The sequence below is a fragment of the Marinoscillum pacificum genome (assembly GCF_024714495.1).
In the GTDB taxonomy this organism is placed as follows: domain Bacteria; phylum Bacteroidota; class Bacteroidia; order Cytophagales; family Cyclobacteriaceae; genus Marinoscillum; species Marinoscillum pacificum.
On record NZ_JAMZMJ010000019.1, the window covers coordinates 63,319 to 82,302 of the forward strand.

General features: G+C 39.1%; 20 protein-coding genes. 18 read left to right on the forward strand and 2 right to left on the reverse strand.

Annotated features, from left to right (window positions below):
* The 7 genes from NXS00_RS25335 to NXS00_RS25370 all read left to right on the forward strand — a co-directional run bounded on the left by NXS00_RS25335 (position 1) and on the right by NXS00_RS25370 (position 4,621).
* The gene (locus tag NXS00_RS25335; protein WP_258102096.1) at positions 1-579 is read left to right on the forward strand and encodes a Crp/Fnr family transcriptional regulator; all 579 of its coding nucleotides are present in this window, start codon (positions 1-3) and stop codon (positions 577-579) included.
* 67 nt (positions 580-646) lie between these two features.
* Positions 647-1,006 (forward strand): DUF4260 domain-containing protein, encoded by a 360-nt coding sequence (locus NXS00_RS25340; protein ID WP_258102097.1) that lies wholly within the window; start codon positions 647-649, stop codon positions 1,004-1,006.
* A 418-nt stretch (positions 1,007-1,424) separates the two neighbouring features.
* Positions 1,425-1,745 carry an ArsR/SmtB family transcription factor gene (locus tag NXS00_RS25345; protein WP_258102124.1) on the forward strand — a complete coding sequence of 107 codons (321 nt, stop codon included), beginning with the start codon at positions 1,425-1,427 and terminating at the stop codon, positions 1,743-1,745.
* Positions 1,745-2,197, forward strand: coding sequence for an SRPBCC domain-containing protein (locus NXS00_RS25350; protein WP_258102098.1), 453 nt, complete (start codon positions 1,745-1,747; stop codon positions 2,195-2,197). The genes NXS00_RS25345 and NXS00_RS25350 overlap by 1 nt, the downstream gene beginning before the upstream one ends.
* On the forward strand, positions 2,194-3,174 hold the full coding sequence (locus tag NXS00_RS26895; protein WP_308709871.1) for an SRPBCC domain-containing protein: 981 nt from the start codon (positions 2,194-2,196) through the stop codon (positions 3,172-3,174). The genes NXS00_RS25350 and NXS00_RS26895 overlap by 4 nt, the downstream gene beginning before the upstream one ends.
* On the forward strand, positions 3,171-3,548 hold the full coding sequence (locus NXS00_RS25365) for a DoxX family membrane protein (protein ID WP_258102099.1): 378 nt from the start codon (positions 3,171-3,173) through the stop codon (positions 3,546-3,548). Before NXS00_RS26895 ends, NXS00_RS25365 begins: the two co-directional genes overlap by 4 nt.
* 212 nt (positions 3,549-3,760) lie before the next feature.
* Positions 3,761-4,621, forward strand: a complete 861-nt coding sequence (locus NXS00_RS25370; RefSeq protein WP_258102100.1) for an alpha/beta fold hydrolase — start codon at positions 3,761-3,763, stop codon at positions 4,619-4,621.
* Positions 4,622-4,624: 3 nt separating this feature from the next.
* On the opposite strand, the gene NXS00_RS25375 is transcribed toward NXS00_RS25370, so the two are convergent.
* Positions 4,625-5,548, reverse strand: coding sequence for a YihY/virulence factor BrkB family protein (locus NXS00_RS25375; RefSeq protein WP_258102101.1), 924 nt, complete (start codon positions 5,546-5,548; stop codon positions 4,625-4,627).
* 321 nt (positions 5,549-5,869) lie between these two features.
* On the opposite strand from NXS00_RS25375, the gene NXS00_RS25380 reads away from it, so the two are divergent.
* From NXS00_RS25380 to NXS00_RS25415, 8 genes are all read left to right on the forward strand, one after another.
* Entirely contained in the window at positions 5,870-6,361 is a 492-nt protein-coding gene (locus tag NXS00_RS25380) for a MepB family protein (protein ID WP_258102102.1), read from the forward strand.
* Between the two features lie 66 nt (positions 6,362-6,427).
* A complete protein-coding gene (locus tag NXS00_RS25385; protein ID WP_258102103.1) occupies positions 6,428-6,682 on the forward strand; it encodes a putative signal transducing protein in 255 nt (84 codons plus the stop codon).
* A 46-nt stretch (positions 6,683-6,728) separates the two neighbouring features.
* Positions 6,729-7,319, forward strand: a complete 591-nt coding sequence (locus tag NXS00_RS25390) for a Crp/Fnr family transcriptional regulator (protein ID WP_258102104.1) — start codon at positions 6,729-6,731, stop codon at positions 7,317-7,319.
* 48 nt (positions 7,320-7,367) lie between these two features.
* A complete protein-coding gene (locus tag NXS00_RS25395) occupies positions 7,368-7,910 on the forward strand; it encodes a hypothetical protein (protein ID WP_258102105.1) in 543 nt (180 codons plus the stop codon).
* Positions 7,911-7,926: 16 nt separating this feature from the next.
* A complete protein-coding gene (locus NXS00_RS25400) occupies positions 7,927-8,724 on the forward strand; it encodes an SDR family NAD(P)-dependent oxidoreductase (protein ID WP_258102106.1) in 798 nt (265 codons plus the stop codon).
* A gap of 50 nt (positions 8,725-8,774) precedes the next feature.
* A complete protein-coding gene (locus tag NXS00_RS25405) occupies positions 8,775-8,948 on the forward strand; it encodes an alpha/beta hydrolase (protein WP_258102107.1) in 174 nt (57 codons plus the stop codon).
* A 52-nt stretch (positions 8,949-9,000) separates the two neighbouring features.
* Complete coding sequence (locus tag NXS00_RS25410; protein ID WP_258102108.1) at positions 9,001-9,708, forward strand: 2'-5' RNA ligase family protein; 708 nt, start codon at positions 9,001-9,003, stop codon at positions 9,706-9,708.
* Positions 9,709-9,750: 42 nt separating this feature from the next.
* On the forward strand, positions 9,751-10,335 hold the full coding sequence (locus tag NXS00_RS25415) for a DUF1287 domain-containing protein (protein ID WP_258102109.1): 585 nt from the start codon (positions 9,751-9,753) through the stop codon (positions 10,333-10,335).
* A gap of 69 nt (positions 10,336-10,404) precedes the next feature.
* Here the strand turns inward: NXS00_RS25415 and NXS00_RS25420 are convergent, their stop codons facing one another.
* Positions 10,405-11,241 carry a hypothetical protein gene (locus tag NXS00_RS25420; protein ID WP_258102110.1) on the reverse strand — a complete coding sequence of 279 codons (837 nt, stop codon included), beginning with the start codon at positions 11,239-11,241 and terminating at the stop codon, positions 10,405-10,407.
* Between the two features lie 298 nt (positions 11,242-11,539).
* Between NXS00_RS25420 and NXS00_RS25425 the strand changes: the two genes are divergently transcribed.
* The 3 genes from NXS00_RS25425 to NXS00_RS25435 all read left to right on the forward strand — a co-directional run bounded on the left by NXS00_RS25425 (position 11,540) and on the right by NXS00_RS25435 (position 18,980).
* Entirely contained in the window at positions 11,540-12,208 is a 669-nt protein-coding gene (locus tag NXS00_RS25425) for an NAD-dependent epimerase/dehydratase family protein (RefSeq protein ID WP_258102111.1), read from the forward strand.
* Positions 12,209-12,447: 239 nt separating this feature from the next.
* On the forward strand, positions 12,448-15,510 hold the full coding sequence (locus tag NXS00_RS25430; protein ID WP_258102112.1) for a sensor histidine kinase: 3,063 nt from the start codon (positions 12,448-12,450) through the stop codon (positions 15,508-15,510).
* A gap of 320 nt (positions 15,511-15,830) precedes the next feature.
* Positions 15,831-18,980: a sensor histidine kinase gene (locus NXS00_RS25435; protein ID WP_258102113.1), complete on the forward strand. Its 3,150-nt coding sequence runs from the start codon at positions 15,831-15,833 to the stop codon at positions 18,978-18,980.
* Positions 18,981-18,984 lie beyond the last annotated feature (4 nt).

Below are 18,984 nucleotides of genomic sequence, written 5' to 3' on the forward strand. Positions count from 1 at the left end.
ATGCAGGATTTCAACAGTCTGATTCAGGCACATTTTGGCAAGCTCTCCGATCAGGAACTGAAGACTATCCGTTCCTATTTCAAAGAAGAGCAGCTGAGTAAAAACGACTACTTCACCAAGGCAGGAGATGTTTGCAAACGACTAAGCCTCGTAAAATCTGGTCTTTTGAGAGTTTATGCCATTTCAGAAGGTCGGGAAGTCACCCAATGGATTTCTACAGAAAACTACCTGGTTACTGAAATCATGGGTTTCTTCTTCGAGCAACCCAACCGATGGAGTATCCAGGCACTGACTGATGTGGAGCTTCTGACCATCAATAAATCCCATTACCTAAGACTCTGCAAGGAGTTTCCTAAATGGAACGAGATTGAAAAACAGTTCATCATCAAGTGCTTCAAAACACTCGAAGATCGGGTGTTCACCCATTTGTCCATGACGACTGAACAGCGCTATGATTTGTACTTTAATCAAAACAAAGAATTGTTCAATCTGGTGCCCTTGCAATACATTGCTTCCGTATTGGGAATGACCCCAGAAACCTTTAGTCGCATTCGAAAAAGACGCTTGGAGAATTCTTGATTTATGTCAAGAGCTGCTGTTTAGAATTGCCTGACCTTCGTGTCATAATCATTAAACAAACGCATTCATGACAACTAGCATCAAACTCGAAGAACTTGGTCAATTCCTATTCGCTATCCTACTTTTCTCACAATTGGACTTTTCCTGGTGGTTGTTCCCGGCTCTCCTATTGCTCCCAGACCTTTCCATGGTCGGCTATCTGGCCAACACGAAAATTGGCGCATGGACGTATAACCTGTTTCACCACAAACTTCTAGCGATCGCGGTAATTGTATTGGGTTATTGGACAGGGAACTCTATCATTTCATTAACCGGAATCATCTTGTTTGGTCATTCGGCCATGGATCGCATGTTTGGTTATGGTTTGAAGTACAACGATGATTTCAAGCACACCCATTTGGGTTGGATTGGAGGCACAAAAAATTGATTGCTAAATCTTCTACTTAAAAGCTGTCATTTCGACTCTGGAGAAATCTGTGTTGAAATGATGGTTATCACTTTCTTAGATGCAAGATTCCTCGTTACCTCGGAATGACATTTTAAAAGTGCTTTTGAGATAGCATTAAATCCTTTTCTCAATATGAATTAGTGCAATTTCATTGAACTTCACTTTTAAACAACCAGAACTAAGACTCCCCTAGAATCCATTCCTCGCAGCATTTCTGATTAAAAAGAACATATGGATCTAAGGAGTAACACTCGCCTTCAAGAAACAAACACCTCGCTATCAAACACTTAAATCATTTAACCTCTCTGTTCCCAAAATAATTCTTGACAAAATATTTGCGCAACCACATTGTTGCGTATATATTTGCAACCATATGGTAGCAAATAAATCAAAACCCATCAGGCGAGACATATTTCAAGCCATTGCCGATCCTACACGGAGGGCGATCATTTTTCTACTGGCGGTTGGCGCCATGACTCCCAATGCCATCGCCGAGCATTTCAACAGCAGCCGACAGGCGGTATCCAAGCACCTGAAAGTACTGGTAGAATGTGAAGTGGTAAACCAGGAGCAACAAGGACGCGAAATTCACTACCACCTCAACAGTGAAAAGATGAAAGAAATCGAAAAATGGCTAGAGCAGTTTAAGAAAGTGATGGAAAATCGCTTCAACAATCTGGATCAATACCTGGCCAAACTTAAAAATCAGAAAAGCTAATGGAAACACTCCACGACAGACAAATCTCACTCAAAAGATCCTTTGATGTTTCCCTCGAGCTAATGTGGGAAGCATGGAGAAACCCTGATCACATTTCCCAGTGGTGGGGACCAGACGGTTTCACTACCACCATTCACAAAATGGATTTTCAGGAAGGTGGCGAATGGCTACTAACCATGCACGGTCCAGATGGCACCAATTATCCCAACCGAAGTGTCTTCAAAGAAATATCACCCATGAAGCGTATCTCCTACGAGCATTTCAATCCGGATTTTCTTGCCGTAGTAGATTTTGAGTCGGATGGTGAACAAACTACTTTGAAATGGACCATGACTTTCAAAACTGCAGCATTACTTCAAGCCGTTCTCAAAGCACACAATGCAGCGGAAGGTTTGAAACAGAACGGCATAAGACTTCAACAATACATCACAGAGAAACTACAAAAATTATGAATCCAGCACTTTTAATGGACTTTACCGTAGATAAGTCCACCAATACCATTGTCGTGAAACGAGAGTTTGATGCCCCGAAAGATCTTGTCTGGCAAGCCTGGACCACCGCTGAGGCACTAGATGAATGGTGGGCACCCAAACCATACAAATGCAACACCAAAACTATGGATTTCCGTAATGGCGGCTTTTGGTTGTACAACATGTCTGGACCTGACGGTGATGTTCACTGGTGTCGTGCTGATTTCAGCAACATCCAGAAAGGCGAAGTTTTTGAAGCAAACGATGCGTTCTGTGATAGCGAGGGTGTCATCAACGAAATACATCCGGGATCACACTGGCATAACGCATTCTCGTCTGTTGACTCAGAAAAGACATTAGTCACCATTAAGATCACGTACAAAAGCCTGGAGGATTTGGAAAAAATCATCGAAATGGGCTTCAAAGAAGGATTTACAGCTGGTTTGGAGAATCTGGATCACTACATCAGCATACAATTCAAGCTGCGTAAAGAAAACAAGACTTCCAACAAACCTGGAGTAGCCACCTATCTCAATTTTAATGGCAACACGGAAGAAGTATTCCAATTCTATCAGAAAGTCTTTGGAGGTGAGTTCACAGGTAAAGGCATTCAGCGATTTGAAGATTTCAGTTTCGAAGGGCAACCTCCTCTGGATGACTCCAATAGAAAACTCATCATACACATTGAACTCACCATTATGGGCGGCCATCGCTTAATGGCGACAGATGCACCTGAAAGCATGGGTTTCAAAATCAATTATGGCAACAACATGCACATCCATTTGGAACCTGACAGCAAAGAAGAGGCAGACAGACTATTCAATGAACTATCCGAAGGAGGCATAGTGGAAATGGGCATGAAAGACATGTTTTTTGGCTCCTATTTTGGATCATTCCAGGACCGCTACGGCATCAATTGGATGATCAATTATCAACCGATTAATAACAACCAGCTATGAAAAATAAAATTCTAACCGGAATATCTATCCTATTTGGAATGATGTTCTTAAATGCAGGACTCAATAAGTTATTTAACTACATACCCGTTCCTGATAACCTACCAGAGGCAGTCGTTAAAGACAATGCAGCGATGATGGAAATTAGCTGGTTATTGCCACTTATTGCTATTGTTGAAATTTTAGGAGAATTACTGGTTATGCTACCAAAAACAAGAGCACTGGCAGCGATTATACTTTTCCCAATTGCTGTTGGCATTTTGCTGACACACCTGACAGTAGCACCAGAAGGGCTTGTGATGGCGATCATCGTTTGGGCCATTCTACTCTGGATCATTTTTGACAATCGAAACAAGTATTTGCTGATATTGAGATAAGATGTGTCTAAATCAGCTTCATAGTTAAGAGGTGTCTCAAAAGCAATTATTTAGTCATCCTGAACTTGTTCCGCATGGAATGTCAGGATCTCTAATTCTGCAAAGTCCTACTATTTAGATTCTGAAATAAATGCGAACGGCTAGTTTCAGAATGACAACAGACAACCTTTTGAGACATCCTCTTATTATTAATACTTCACCTCCCTTGCCTTATGAAAAACCTCATTTTCCTTTCCATCATCTTAGTAGCTTGTAGCTCAACCGAGACAAATCAAACAGCCGTGTCCAAGAACTCCTATTCTACAGCGTTCTCCTCAGGATATTCTGAAGTAAATGAACTCTCCATGTACTATGAAATTCATGGCACAGGAGACCCAATCGTATTGATTCATGGTGGTGGATCAACTATTGAAACCAATTGGTCACAAATCATTCCAATTTTAGCTACCAACCGAAAAGTAATCGCTATGGAATTGCAAGCTCACGGCCGAACAGATGATCGAGGAACAGACACAAGCTTTGAGCAAGATGCTGATGACATCTCTATCTTATTAGCCAATCTGGCAATTGAAAAAGCTGATATCCTTGGATTCAGTAATGGAGCAACAACCGCCTTGCTATTGTCTTTCCGACACCCAAATCAAGTGAATAAACTCATTGCAGTCTCACCTCTCGCAAAACGAAATGGAGTACCTGATTTCTTTTGGGATTTTATGAAAAGTGCCAACCTGGAAAACATGCCCAAGCCACTTCAAGTAGGCTTCTTAAAAGTAACTCCCGACTCTACAAGGTTACAAATCATGCATGACAGGGATGCCAAACGTATGGTGAACTTTGAAGATATCCCGAACACACTCCTTCAGTCCATCAAAGCTCCAACACTTTTAGTGGTTGGTGACAAAGATGTGATATTACCAACTCACATTTTAGAAATGCACCAGCTACTACCTAACTCTGAAATGGCCGTTCTTCCCGGAACTCATGGAGAATGTATTGGTGAAATCACCACTCTGAACCCTGATTATAAGCAGCAATATATCTTAGAGCTGTTCGAAGAGTTTTTGAATAAGTGATACCTATTCCTCTATTCGCTCAACTATCTTCACACTAACAGCATGTGAAGATGGCTGAATAGGATGACCATAAAACTTGGCAAAAACCTGGGTAAACTCAGCTCCGAAAAATAGTATCAAACAGGAATAGGAAACCCAAAGCAGGATTAAAATGAGCGAACCTGCGGCACCATAGGTGGACCCAGGGTTGGAATGCCCAAAGTAAATGCCTAGTAAAAACTCACCTAGAGAAAACAGCAAAGAGGTAACGATTGCGCCTATCCAAACCGTTCGCCATTGAATATCCACGTCAGGCAAAAACTTAAAGATCAGGGCAAAAAGCACCGTAATCACACCAAAGGAGATCAGAAAATTCAAGAGGAAGAATATAGGAATTAGGATATCCGGAAGCTGAGCTCTAAACCAATCACTTAGCACGGATAAAACAGAAGTTAAAGCCAAAGAAAGAAGCAATAAAAATCCGATCACTAAAACGAACCCAAATCCTCTCACCCGATCAAAAACCATACGTTTAAATGGAGATTTTGGATCCTGACGCACATTCCAAACCTGATTGAGCGACTTTTGCAAATGAAAAAACACACCGGTAGCACCAAAAAGCAATGTACCAATACCGATGATCGTAGATAAAATGGATTGTTCGCTTTTGGAAGCTTCCAATATCATTTCTTCCACACTTTGAGCAGCTTCTTTTCCAATAGCTGCTGATACCTGATCAGTTAGTTCGCCTGTTACAGCCTCTTGCCCGTAGATGGATCCGGCAACATTGACTACAATCACTAAAAGTGCAGGCAAAGAAAGTAGAGCATAATATGCTACAACAGCACTAAGTCGCCAGGGATCATCATTGTTCCAGGCCTTATACGTGCCTTTCAACAATCGAAAAATGTCTTTTAAACTAAACCTTCTTGACGACTGGTCTTCCATAGCATAACTTTAAATAGTGTGCATGGTAAACAACTGCCGTGCAAGAAGGTTCTGACTAAATGATTTTTATAAAACGAATTCTACAAAAAAAATCAATCCGCTTAAGCCAGCTCCCGTTACGGTAATTAGGCTCCAGGACTTTGCTACGTCCTTAATCATTTCAAAGTGATTCATTAGTTAAGGTTTATGGTTGAAAAAATGGCCACGTCTGACCTGTCCAGTAATTTACGACCGATCTTTGGCAATTGGATTTCTAAAAATGAATTATTTCAAGTTTTAATTGAATTTTAACACATCAAATAGTTATTGAATCTACTGTAAATGTTTTTAAATACCGTTACCAATCATAAAAAAAATTCATTTCTTAAATCAGTTAGCATTAATAATTTCCAAAAAGAGAACGAAAGTGAGGAATATAATGCTTGCAGATTTACCGTCAATAACCATCGTATTGTATTTAGAACAGCTAAAATCACTCCCAAAAAAGCAGGTCAATTCGTAACGTTTTGGAAACGAAACCCTGAAAAAGGAATCATTGAGCCTTTTGAGAGTAATGATCCATTTGACTTCTTCATCATAGAGGTTTCCAATGAACAACATGACGGTATTTTCCTTTTTCCAAAACCATTACTTGTTGAAAAGCGGATTATCAGCTCCACTACCAAAGAAGGCAAGCGTGCCTTGCGGGTATATCCACCATGGGATGAAGTGATCAGCAACCAGGCTCGCTTTACCCAAAGTTGGCAATCAAAACACTTCTATTCATTGACGGATTCAGAACAACTGAACTCACTACGTTCTATTTTGATTTGAACTAGCCTGACATCCTTTGAGTCAGATTACCGTTAGATTTAGATATAATACTCAAATACTTTCAATATGAAATCCAATACAGACATTCACTTAAAAGAAGTATATGCCAGTGATCCAATTCGGGCCAGTATGGTGAAAGACTTATTGGAAAATGAAGGCATCATAGCCTTCTTAAAAGATGATTTCATAGGCACGCTAGTTCCGTGGCATGCTGCGCCAGCTGGTTACCAACCTGTGAAAGTTTTTGTATCCGACTCCAATCAAGTTCAGGCAATGAAAGTGGTTGAGCAGTTTGAGGCGAATACGAGTAAATCTTCTTAACTTTCGATGGTCGAACGTTTTTAGGAAGCGTTATATAAAACTATCGATGAAGCAGCTATTTGAGTTCTTAGGTCAGTTCGGAACATTCTCTCAAAGAGACAAAGAGCTCATTAGTCAACATTGCGAGCCCTTGCATTTACGAAAAGGAAGCAACTTTTTAGAAGCTGATAAACGATGTACTCGGATAGGACTTGTAACGAAAGGAGTACTCCGAGCTTTCTTTTTTAATGATGAAGGCAAGGACATCACCAAATACTTCATCGGTCCTGAGCAATTTGCCACCGATTTGAGAAGCTTAAATGAGGGTATTTTATCAGAAACCTATATTCAGGCGGAATCGGATGCTGAATTGATCGTCCTTTCACAATCCAGCCTCAAAGTATTGGCAGAGGAAGTGGACAACTGGGAAACTACAGTCAAAAACATTATTGAATCCCGCTTACTAGCGAAAGTGGCTCAAAAAACAGCCATGCTTAATCAAGACGCCACAACCCGATACACCAACTTCGTCAAGGGTAATCCTGACATCTTTCAGCAGGTTCCATTGGGACATATTGCCACTTATCTGGGGATTACACAGCATTCATTGAGTCGCATTAGAAAAAGTGTGAGTGATCCATTATTTGCCAATTGGTAAAAAATCAGATAAAGCTTAGTAAGAAATTTGCCTTCAAAATTATTCCTTATGAAGACACTTACTTCCGTTGTTCTGATCGTTCTCCTTGGCACATCCACTAAGCTCTTTGGTCAGGAAAGTTCTCCAAAGAACCACCTCGAATTCAACCTCATTTGGCCGTTAGTTCCGAAAATCTACCAAATCAAATACGGACATGAAGTCGCACAATTTCAGAATGGTATGAAAGGCGAACTCATTGCCAGTATCAACTACCGGCCCAGAACGCATGCAGAAAATGAAGGTGATAAAACCATGTTTGCGATAGCTCCTGGTTATCGGCACTACTGGTGGAAAGGTTTTAACACCGAACTGTCCATATATCCGGAGTTTGTGAGCATCAACAATAATGTGGTTGATGGTCAGGATTACAAAGATTTCTACATCGTCCCAGAATGTTACACCGGATACAAAGGCTATTTCCTCAAAGGGAAATGGTTCTACAACGTGCAATTGGGATTCGGAAAAATCATTTTTCCCGATGAATCCTACCCAAGAGCTGAAGAAAGTAAACTCTTTTACAATGGCAACTTCATAGTAGGCTATTCATTTTAACTACTCCTCATCCACTATGAATCTGACAAACAAAACAGCCCTTATCACTGGTGCCTCTTCCGGCATTGGGAAATCATTTGCTTACCTATTAGCAGCTAAAAGTGTCAACCTAGTGTTGGTTGCACGATCCAAAGATCAACTAGAAACCATTAGCACTGAATTAGAAAGTGAATATGGAATCATGACGCACGTTCTACCTTCAGATCTTGGACAACCAAATGCAGGACAAAATCTTTACACTGAAATCAAGAAACAGAATATTTCGGTTGATCTTTTGATAAACAATGCCGGTTTTGGCAAATGGGGAAGATTTGAGGATTTCACTTTGGATGAGTATAGCAACATGATGCAACTCAACATGTTCTCTCTTACCGAACTGTGCTACTTATTTTTAGAGGACTTCAAACAAAAGCCAGAAGCAGGAATCATCAATGTGGGATCTACAGCCTCCTTCATGCCGATTCCATTCTCAGCGGTGTATGCAGCTACTAAAAGTTATGTTTTGAGTCTATCCGAATCTTTGACAGGAGAACTTGCCGGCACCAACATTCAGGTAACTTGTTTATGTCCATCCGGAACACAGAGTAACTTTAATAAAGTGGCTAATTCGAATAATGACAAGGGCAATGCAACGGATAAGCTGATGTCCTCCGATGAGGTTGCCCAACAGGGCCTGGATGCATTTCTTGCCAAAAAACATTATGTGATTACTGGAAGGACAAGACAAATATCCTTGCTAAAATTTCTTCCACGCAAAAAAGTCATTACCATGGTTGCTAATTACTGGAAGAAAAGGCTAGGATATAATGGATAAAGTGTAGGTACATCCATATCACCTTTTCTTCCTAACTTATGGAGATCTTTATGTCCCATAGCCCTGCGGACAAAATGCTGACCTTCAACTATGCTAAAGAAGCTCAGGAGGTCCTTGAAGGAAAAATCAGAAGCCTCGATTTGTACTCACATGGCTACGGCCATGCCACAGATCCAGCCAGTATTAATAAATTGAATTCCTGGCTCGAAGAAATAATTGACTAAAAGTCGAAAAGATTCTGAACACTATATACTCGGAGGCGTTTAGCCTTTGAGTATGACCAAAGCACTATCTCTTCAATACAATCAAATGTATCTTAAAGCCTATCCACAAATTCAGGTAGGTAATTATGAAACAGACCCGTTGATTGATTCACCTGACGATGATCGTCTGGGCATTACTTTACTCATTCGCCCGAGCGAAGTAATGAAAAAACAGATCAGCGGTATTCTAGAGGAGTTTAGAAAGATCGAACCACATCAATATTACTATCCAGAATCAGACATGCACATCACCGTGATGTCCATCATCTCGTGCTATTCAGGGTTCGATTTATCTTCAATAGATGTCAGTAAGTACGTTGACATCATTCAAAACTGTCTGACGGACATTAATCCATTCAATATTTCATTTGATGGGCTCACGGCTTCTTCATCCTGTATCATGCTTCAAGGATTTCCTGTAGATGACACGCTAAGCATTATTCGAGATAGATTGCGTGAAGTGTTCAAATCTTCGGATCTAGAAAATTCATTGGACAAGCGCTACGCGATTCAGACAGCTCATTCTACCGTTATTCGATTTCAAGAGCCAATGATTGACCATAATCATTTGGCCCTGCTCCTTCATAAAATGAGAGAAACCATGCTCGGATCATTTACTGTAGAATCGATGGAACTGGTATTTAATGATTGGTATCAGAAAGCAGAAAGAGTCAAAACACTTCATCAATTCTCTTTGACGAAACAGCCTCAAGAACAATAATTACATCCGTTAGCAGGTTATTTAAGCACCAACTTTCACTCTATGAAACATCTGATCGTAGTGCTTTTATTGTTTCCGCAGTGGTGCTGGAGTCAAACGGACTTCTTCAATCAGTTGGCAGACTCGGCTCTGATACTTACACACGACCGAGTAGTTTACAACCCAAGCTATTTCTCTATCAGTTACCCAAATGGCGATGTTCCTGCAGGAAAAGGTGTTTGCACAGATGTAGTGATCCGTGCGTACCGCAAATTGGGCATTGATTTGCAAAAAGAAGTGCATGAAGATATGATCGCTAATTTTCAGATATATCCTTCGGTTTGGGGACTCCAGAAAACAGATAAAAACATCGACCACAGAAGAGTACCCAATCTTATGACCTTTTTTGAACGAAAAGGGCAAACATTAACGATCACATCTGACCCAAAAAACTACCAACCTGGTGATGTGGTATGTTGGAACCTGGGTGGAGCCATTACCCATATTGGCATTGTCAGCGACCAACTGAATGCTTCGAAAACTCGATACCTTATTGTTCACAATATTGGAAGAGGACAAGTATTGGAAGACATGTTGTTCGACTACAAAATCATCGGACATTATCGGTATCAATCAAACGACAATTAAAGTCAATAATTAGCAACTGCACTTTGATTTCACTGATCTTTATCAGTCCTAAAGCACTGCCTAAACAGTCTACTCACAATCATATATATACTCCACGTAATCGTTGCTTTTCAACCAATAATCTCCACCACCATTGGTAAGCACTGTGAAACAATTGACGGCTGGATCATTAATTCCATCAGCCTCACCGATGTAATTATTGCTATCGAAACTCACAAAAAGACTAAAATCGTAAGAGCGTCCAAGTAAAACTTCCTGAGTCAAGACATTTGGCCTGCTATCATAATAATAACGCCCATTTAAACTAAACAGATTATTCTGAAACTCGCAGGTGCCCTCTTCATTGTATTGATACCCTCTTATCAAATTACCTCCTTCATACTGCAACACTTCAATGTTATTGGCAGGACTCCCTGGATATATTTTGGAATAATCCTGATAGTAAAGCGTATCAGGAGTATTTGGAACGTATAAATACAAGGTTGTGTAATCTAACGTTACTTCGTTATCGACGCTTAGCAAATTAATTCGAACAGCCATCACAGGTTCTTCATAGGCAAATAGATAATTGAGGCTACCACCACTGACAAATCGTTGATTTACCTCCGAAAACAACCCGTCTCTGTTGTATGTCAGGTAATAGGTACTTTGTAATTTCAACTCACCCTCTTGATCCTCATATCTCTCTACAGAATCGTATTTGACACCATCATGATAGTATACGTATTTAAAATATCCATTCAATTGTCTGGATTCTAATAAAATACATTGATCACTCGATACATTGACTTCAGTTACGCATTCCTGGATAGATTCTGGAGTTCGATCTATACAGATCAATTCAGGGTCGTTTTTATCGCATGCAGCCAATATTACCATCAAGAGGATTATTAGTTTTCTCATCATTTAGTAGGGTTTACTAGTAGAAAAATAGATGATTTCCGACTAAACCTATAGTAAATAACTGATTATTAGACAATTAACCAACACCAATTTTCTGAAACTTTATATAGAAAGAAATAAGATGACCAAAATTGATGATCAATATAACGTTTAATAATTGGGAGAAGGCTCTAGCGTGCTTATCTGTCCAAAAATGATGGAGGAATATGACCAAATTTTCATCACTTCTAAAAGATTCGGATTTATCCTACCTAACTTAACTAAAATAAGCTTTGTTGAATCAAAAGAGGTAAATTAGACCATGGCAAATGTATTAATAACAGGATCTACTGGAATGATTGGAAAGGGGGTGCTCCTCGAATGCATATACGATGATTCCATAGAAACCATCGTACTACTCAACCGCAACCCAATAGGTTTAGAAAATGCTAAAATAAAAGAGGTACTATTACAGGATTTTACCCAACTAACCGCTTTGAAAGATCAATTTGGTCCTTTGGATGCTTGTTTCCATTGCATGGGCGTTTCTGCATTGGGACTTAATGAAAATCAATATTCAAAAATCACTTTTGAAGTAACGAAAGTTTTGATTGACGTTTGCTATGAAATTAACTCGAACATGACATTTAACTATGTTTCTGGACAGGGCTCTGATAGCTCAGAAAAAGGCAAACAAATGTGGGCTCGTGTTAAAGGCAAAACAGAAAACTATCTTCTAGCCAAAGGTTTTTCGAAAGCATATGCCTTTCGACCAGGCTTTATTATTCCAGAACGAGGCATACGATCACGTACCAAACTCTATGACAATATCTACCGGGTAATGAAGCCATTATTCCCACTTTTGAAGAAAATGAAAGACGTGACCACTACGGAGAGAATTGCCAGAGTAATGATAAAAACCATCTACATGGAACAAATGGAACGCTATCTGAGTAATCGCCAAATAAATGCTATTTCCTCGCATCTATAGATGAGAAATCAAATGCATTTATTTCTAGTAAAAACATATTCTTACATGCAACGTAATACGTTTAATAGTATTTTTTAACATACTCATCGAGAAGATCTTTGACTCTATCTAAAAAATCACTTTCTTTTCACTCTTATTAGGCCTTCTCAAAAAAGGTCGCAACCACAGTCAACCACTAACCTTAACCAAACCTTATGAGATGCCTCTGTGTGCTAATCTTCATAACACTCTGTGCTACAATGTCAGCTCAAGACCAAGCATTTCTCAACCCATCAGGAAAATTTCGAATAAAAAACTGGACAACTGAAACCGGGCTTCCTCAAAACTCTATCAGGGATATTGCATTCACTTCAAACGGCACCATGTGGATGGCTTCATTTGGAGGCCTCATAAATTTTGACGGCACCGATTTCAAACATTACAACATCGGAAATACACCTAAACTGATTTCCAACAGGTTAGTAGATTTATTTATAGATGATGAAGAAACTTTATGGGTTGCTCATGAAACCAATGGACTCAACTACTTCAAAAATGACACACTCTTCAAGTTTGGAGAAGGCACAAAATACGAACAATATGCCTATACAAACCTTTCAAAAGGCCCCAACAATGACATTTGGCTAAACTCTTATCAGGGAATTAACCGAATTATTTCGGATTCTATAACTCAAATTTCAGCATTTAACACACCTCCTAATGCTGGGAAATTTAAATTACTTGGTGATAGTTTATTAGTTGTCAATTTTGGAGTTCCCGGATTTAGCAAGCAAAATAAAGTTGCTATTTACAATCGTGAAAAATTACTTAAATCTATACCTGTTGACAATGCCGAAACCGTCATTCTCAGCCAAACCTCGCCAGATCAGGTTAAAGCATTAATCAGTAATCGCCTGATTAATATCTCCTCACATGAAATCACGATGATATTACTTCCTGATGAACTCGGTCAACCTAAAGATTTATTAGAGGTAAATGATCAGTTATGGCTAGGCACTACTTCTGGTTTATATCTCTTACCGCGAGATCAATCACCGATTCACGAAACAGAATCAATCATCCCTGACATCAGTGTCAACTGCTTAAAAAAAGATGACGAAGGAAATATTTGGGTAGGTTCTGAAAGAAATGGTTTATTTAGAATTGACACCAAGGATATTACCATTTGGGAAAAGAAAGGCAATGACTCCAATTCAATCAGAGCAGTAGCTGCTGATGGTAAAGGCGGAATATGGTATGCTGATGGGTGTAGTTTTTTGATTCATCATAATGGAAAATATTTTGATGCTCATTTAGAAATCGAAAGATGCATTGTTTCCATGGAGTACAATCATGCCACAAAAGCTATACTAATGGCCACAGATCATCAAGTACTCCAACTCCAGAATAATGAACTTGATACTGTCGTTTCATTACCTAAAAATGATTATTCGAATAGAATTTCTTCACTGTTTGTAGATCGCTCAGGAGTAATTTGGATAGGAACAGGTGGAGGAACTATTTATCAATTCACCAATAATGTATTAACTCCCTATGACTCTAAAAAAGGGAATTTGGTTCATTTTATTACCCAACTTAAAAATGGAGAAATCTGGGCCGGAACTAATGAAGGAATTATGATAATTTCTAACCTTCAACAAAAATCTTTGACAGTCAGTGATGGTTTATCTGCAGGAGCCATTCGAAGTATTTATGAGGATGACGAAGGAATCATTTGGGTAGGCAGTTATGGTGGCGGCTTATCAAGAATTGACGAAAATTCAATCACGATAATTAACAAGAGCGACGGACTAAGTGAAGATGTGGTATCAAGAATCTATGAAGATTCCCACGACAGGTTGTGGATGCTGGGTAACCTGGGCTTGTTCGTAACTTCTCGAAAATCACTCAATCAGTACGCCACTAAAAAGATCTCAGAGATCAATTGTGTTTTGCTAAACGAATCGGATGGAATGCGAGAGGGAAATGGAGCTGGCAAAGTACACCAAACAACGAATGGATTAACCTGGTGGCCCACAATTGATGGAATAGCTGTGATAAATGTTGACGAGTTTAAAATAGACAGCAGCAATTTACAAATCAATGTTCACTACATAAAAACCAAGAATGAACTACTCCACCTCATCGATGATCAAATAAATCTTAGCACCAATCAACGTGACTTTGAAATTGGAATTACCGCAACTCATTATAGCGCTCCCGAACGAATTCTCTATCGTCATCAATTAGTTGGGTATGATACGGACTGGCTTTATGACAACAACAAGCACACCATTAATTACACCAACCTTTCTCCCGGAACATACACCCTTATGCTCCAGGCTGCAAACCCCCATGGCATCTGGAGTGATAAAACACGATCCATTAAAATCACTATCATGCCTCACTGGTGGGAAAAAACATGGATACAAATTTTAGCCATTTTAATCCTGGTAGCTGCTTCAATCATCTATTTCAAGTGGAGAAACAAGACTCTCTTAGAAAGAAAAAGATTACTTGAAAAACAGGTTTTACTAAGAACCCGACAATTAGAAATAAAAAACAAAGAGCTCCAGACCCGTCAGTACCAACTTGAAGACACTATTGACGAATTAAAACAAACACAAGATCAACTGATACAGTCTGAAAAAATGGCTTCACTAGGTGTGCTGGCAGCTGGAGTTGCTCATGAAATCAACAATCCTTTGAATTTTATCAGAGGAGGCATTTATTCCATCTTTTCGATTTTAACAGAAAAGCACCAGAACCTGGACTCAGAATTATTCACGTTCAGACAAACAATAGAAGAAGGGATAGATAGAACTACAAATATTGTTAAAAGCCTGAATCAATTCAGTAGAAACGGGGAATCAATGAATGAAACTTGCTTCATCAATGATATCATTGAAAGCTGTCTTGTTATGCTTAATAGCGAGTTAAAAGATCGGATCAAGGTGGAGAAGGACTATTCCCCTGAGATATCTCCAATTCAAGGTAATGTTAGTAATCTATTTCAGGTATTCATCAATCTGTTTGCCAATGCCACCCAAGCCATTACCACTAATGGAACCATCAAAGTAAAAACCTACATGGAAGAAAATGATGTGAAAATTTTAATTGAAGACACTGGAACTGGGATTTCTAATGAAAACCTTACTAAAATCATGGATCCTTTTTTTACTACAAAGCCACCTGGCAAAGGAACAGGTCTTGGATTGTCTATTACCTACGAAATTATTCAAAATCATAAAGGAAAAATATCCGTCACTTCGAATCCCGGTAAAGGAACTTCCTTTCTCATCACCTTGCCTACCCTTTCTTGAAGCAAAACAGACCAAACCTAATTGACAACATTTACAATGCAAAAAGAAGGATTTGATAAATAGAAAAAGAGCAAGAACGTCTTAGATAATTAGAACATTTTCTTACATCAAGTACGGGCTCTTTTCCCCGTTTAGAGCGTTATATATCAGCTATTTTTTCACCTTAAGGAGTCTAGAAAATGCTTTTTTTTTAAACAGGAAATATCCTCTACTCGTCGAGAAGCAGTTTGAAATTATCTCAATTGTTCATTACTTGGTCAAGCATAAAAAGGTGAGTCATATTGATTGACATCAACCACTATCGACCAGACTAATTAGATATGAAAGGAAAGCTAACGCTATTCCTAATGCTTATTTCCATTGTTTCATATGCACAAGATGCCATTCCGATTCGGCAAGTCAACAAATACAGCATTAAACAATGGACTACAAGTAATGGGCTAACTCAGAATTCAGTTAGAGACATCTTTATCAATCAAGATGGCTCTTTGTGGTTAGCAACATTTGGAGGTTTACATCAATTTGACGGGACCGAATTCACAAACTTCAATATCGGAAACACTCCTGGCCTAGCCTCTAACAGACTTTTAAATATTTTTCAAGACTCCCAGGAAAGACTCTGGTTTCTTCATGAAAACAAAGGTCTAACCAAGCTGGAAAATAACACTTTCGAGACATTCGGCCAGGGATCTGAAAATGAGCATATCAGATATAAAGGTATCCTTGAAAAGAGCAATGGAGAACTGTGGCTTTCTACCAGTAAAGGCATTAAAAAACTTGTAGGTGAGCAGTTGATGGATGTAGCTGTTAGCAATCAATTTTCGGAGTACACAACCATTAAAACGGTAAACACACAGACTATAGCCATAGGAGCTGGAGTACCTGGCTTTAGTGATAAGGAAACAATCCTGTTACATGATGGCCTGGAAGTTATTGACGAATACATAATCAATGACCAGGGAGAATGGAGTCTGGTTTCATCAGGCAAGGACAGCCTTTGGGTATTAATGAAGAATCATTTAGTGTTGTTTTCAGGTCAGACAACAATCAAGATTGACACGCTAAAATTCCCTAAAAACATTGACAAGCCACGTGATCTTGTCATTGATGCCAATGAAATGTGGCTTGGAACTCACCATGGCTTATATCATTTAACACTGTCCAATTCCAGGATTATGACCTGGGAACTGGTATTAAAAGACATAGATATAAACTGTCTGGTAAAAGGAAACAACAACGAACTTTGGGTTGGAACGGAAGGCAATGGACTATTGCTTATCAAGCCAAACACCATATCTATTTGGGAAACCATCAATCAAAATTCTGAACCAATAAATACGGTCAGCACCGATGGACATGGTGGAATGTGGATGTCCACAGCCTGTAGTTATCTGATACATCACAACGGCCTAAAATTTGACAACTATATAAATGTCAAAAGGTGCGCACAATCTTTATTCTACGATCAATTTAACGACATCATGTTGGTAGGACTATCTCATTTAGTCTATCAACTAAAGGATAATCTCCTAACCAACTACATTGAACTTCCTAACGCTAATTATCAAAACCGCATTACCGCTCTCTACGCCAATGACTCTGGTATTTTATGGATTGGCACTGCTTCGGGAATTCTTTATGAATATGATCAGGGTCAATTACGAACAGTAGAAACACCTGACAATAGCATGATCAACACCATCTATCAGGACACTAATAAATCGATATGGATAGGATCTGATAATGGAGTCTCAATAATCAACAACAAATCTATGAGGATGTTAACGTCCAAAGATGGCATCTCCAATGGACCAATTAGATCTATTCATGAAGACACTGATGGAGTTTTTTGGTTAGGTAGTTATGGAGGTGGGCTCACTCGACTAGAAGGAGAAAAAGTAACCCTCTTTAACACCCAAATTGGGTTAAGCGAAAATATTGTTTCCCGAATTCATGAGGACAACCAAGGAAGGTTATGGATGCTTGGTAACATGGGTTTATTCATGGCAAACAAATCGATGTTAAATAATTTCGCATATAATCAAATAAGTGAAATTAATACCATCACACTTGATGCATCTGATGGAATGAGAGAAGGCAATTACTCTGGGACTATTGCCAAAACTACAGATGGACATACCTGGTGGCCCACAATTAGCGGAATTGCAGCACTCAAAACAGATGAATTTAAGGTAGATAGTAGCAATGTTATCATCAACGTACAGGCCGTTCTAAGCAGAAATAGTCCTATCAATTTCACTGAGGACCCAATTGTATTGAACCCATCGCAGCGTGACTTTGAAGTAACTCACACTGGCATCCATTTTTATACCCCGGAAAAGATAAACTATCAACATCTCCTGTCTGGATATGACAAAGACTGGGTTAATGATGGGAACAAGAGAACAATAACCTACACTAACCTGCCGCCTGGTAAGTATGTGTTACATATTCGTGCAGCTAATACCAACAATGTCTGGAGTCAAAAAGTCACCACTTTAAACCTTATTGTACAACCCAAATGGTGGGAATTGCACTGGGTAAGGCTGTTAGCTGTTTGTCTGTTTTTCATCATTATCGTTTTGTTCATTCGGTGGTGGAATGTCAATCTCTTAAAAAGAAAAAGACATCTTCAAAGGGAGGTTAAACTGAGAACAGAACAATTGGAGCTCAAGAATAAAGAACTACAACATGGCCATGAACAACTCGAAAACACGATCAGTGAGTTAAAACAAACTCAAGACCAACTCATCCAATCTGAAAAAATGGCATCCTTAGGAGTATTGGCTGCTGGAGTCGCTCATGAAATCAATAATCCATTAAACTACATTCGAGGCGGTATCTATTCCATTTTCACCATTTTGAATGATCGCCATAAAGATCTGGATGATGAATTAATTACATTCAAAAAAACAATCGATGAAGGAATTGATCGTACAACTAATATTGTAAAAAGCCTTAACCAGTTTAGTCGTCAGGGAGAGTCCATGAACGAAACCTGTCACATCAATGAAATTGTAGACAGCTGTCTGGTCATGCTGAACAGTGAGATCAAAGGACGTATTGACATTCAGAAAAATTATGCATCAGACCTTACTCCTATTCAAGGAAATGTCAGTAACCTCTTTCAGGTATTTCTAAATTTGCTCGTCAATGCTTCTCAAGCCATCTCCGGTCAAGGTGTCATTAAAATAATAACGTACATGGAAGATCGGCACGTAAAAGTATCCGTAAAAGATAGTGGCGCTGGTATTTCAGAAGAAAACCTGATTAAGATTATGGATCCATTTTTCACTACCAAACCTCCTGGAGAAGGTACAGGCCTTGGTCTTTCCATATCTTATGAGATTATTCAAAACCATAACGGAAATATCTCTGTTACTTCAGAGTTGGGGGAAGGTGCTACTTTTACAATATCCTTACCCACAGTAGAATATATTCGAGAATCGGCTTCCGATACTCAGGAATAGCTAT

Excerpts from the sequence above, each read along its gene's own strand:
- NXS00_RS25365 (WP_258102099.1), top strand. The coding sequence starts at position 3,171 with ATGAAAAATAAAATTCTAACCGGAATATCTATCCTATTTGGAATGATG.
- NXS00_RS25435 (WP_258102113.1), top strand. The coding sequence starts at position 15,831 with ATGAAAGGAAAGCTAACGCTATTCCTAATGCTTATTTCCATTGTTTCA.
- NXS00_RS25400 (WP_258102106.1), top strand. The coding sequence starts at position 7,927 with ATGAATCTGACAAACAAAACAGCCCTTATCACTGGTGCCTCTTCCGGC.
- NXS00_RS25375 (WP_258102101.1), bottom strand. The coding sequence starts at position 5,548 with ATGGAAGACCAGTCGTCAAGAAGGTTTAGTTTAAAAGACATTTTTCGA.
- NXS00_RS25390 (WP_258102104.1), top strand. The coding sequence starts at position 6,729 with ATGAAGCAGCTATTTGAGTTCTTAGGTCAGTTCGGAACATTCTCTCAA.
- NXS00_RS25415 (WP_258102109.1), top strand. The coding sequence starts at position 9,751 with ATGAAACATCTGATCGTAGTGCTTTTATTGTTTCCGCAGTGGTGCTGG.
- NXS00_RS25350 (WP_258102098.1), top strand. The coding sequence starts at position 1,745 with ATGGAAACACTCCACGACAGACAAATCTCACTCAAAAGATCCTTTGAT.
- NXS00_RS25335 (WP_258102096.1), top strand. The coding sequence starts at position 1 with ATGCAGGATTTCAACAGTCTGATTCAGGCACATTTTGGCAAGCTCTCC.
- NXS00_RS25370 (WP_258102100.1), top strand. The coding sequence starts at position 3,761 with ATGAAAAACCTCATTTTCCTTTCCATCATCTTAGTAGCTTGTAGCTCA.
- NXS00_RS25340 (WP_258102097.1), top strand. The coding sequence starts at position 647 with ATGACAACTAGCATCAAACTCGAAGAACTTGGTCAATTCCTATTCGCT.
- NXS00_RS25430 (WP_258102112.1), top strand. The coding sequence starts at position 12,448 with ATGTCAGCTCAAGACCAAGCATTTCTCAACCCATCAGGAAAATTTCGA.
- NXS00_RS25385 (WP_258102103.1), top strand. The coding sequence starts at position 6,428 with ATGAAATCCAATACAGACATTCACTTAAAAGAAGTATATGCCAGTGAT.
- NXS00_RS25380 (WP_258102102.1), top strand. The coding sequence starts at position 5,870 with ATGTTTTTAAATACCGTTACCAATCATAAAAAAAATTCATTTCTTAAA.
- NXS00_RS26895 (WP_308709871.1), top strand. The coding sequence starts at position 2,194 with ATGAATCCAGCACTTTTAATGGACTTTACCGTAGATAAGTCCACCAAT.
- NXS00_RS25405 (WP_258102107.1), top strand. The coding sequence starts at position 8,775 with ATGTCCCATAGCCCTGCGGACAAAATGCTGACCTTCAACTATGCTAAA.
- NXS00_RS25420 (WP_258102110.1), bottom strand. The coding sequence starts at position 11,241 with ATGATGAGAAAACTAATAATCCTCTTGATGGTAATATTGGCTGCATGC.
- NXS00_RS25395 (WP_258102105.1), top strand. The coding sequence starts at position 7,368 with ATGAAGACACTTACTTCCGTTGTTCTGATCGTTCTCCTTGGCACATCC.
- NXS00_RS25410 (WP_258102108.1), top strand. The coding sequence starts at position 9,001 with ATGACCAAAGCACTATCTCTTCAATACAATCAAATGTATCTTAAAGCC.
- NXS00_RS25425 (WP_258102111.1), top strand. The coding sequence starts at position 11,540 with ATGGCAAATGTATTAATAACAGGATCTACTGGAATGATTGGAAAGGGG.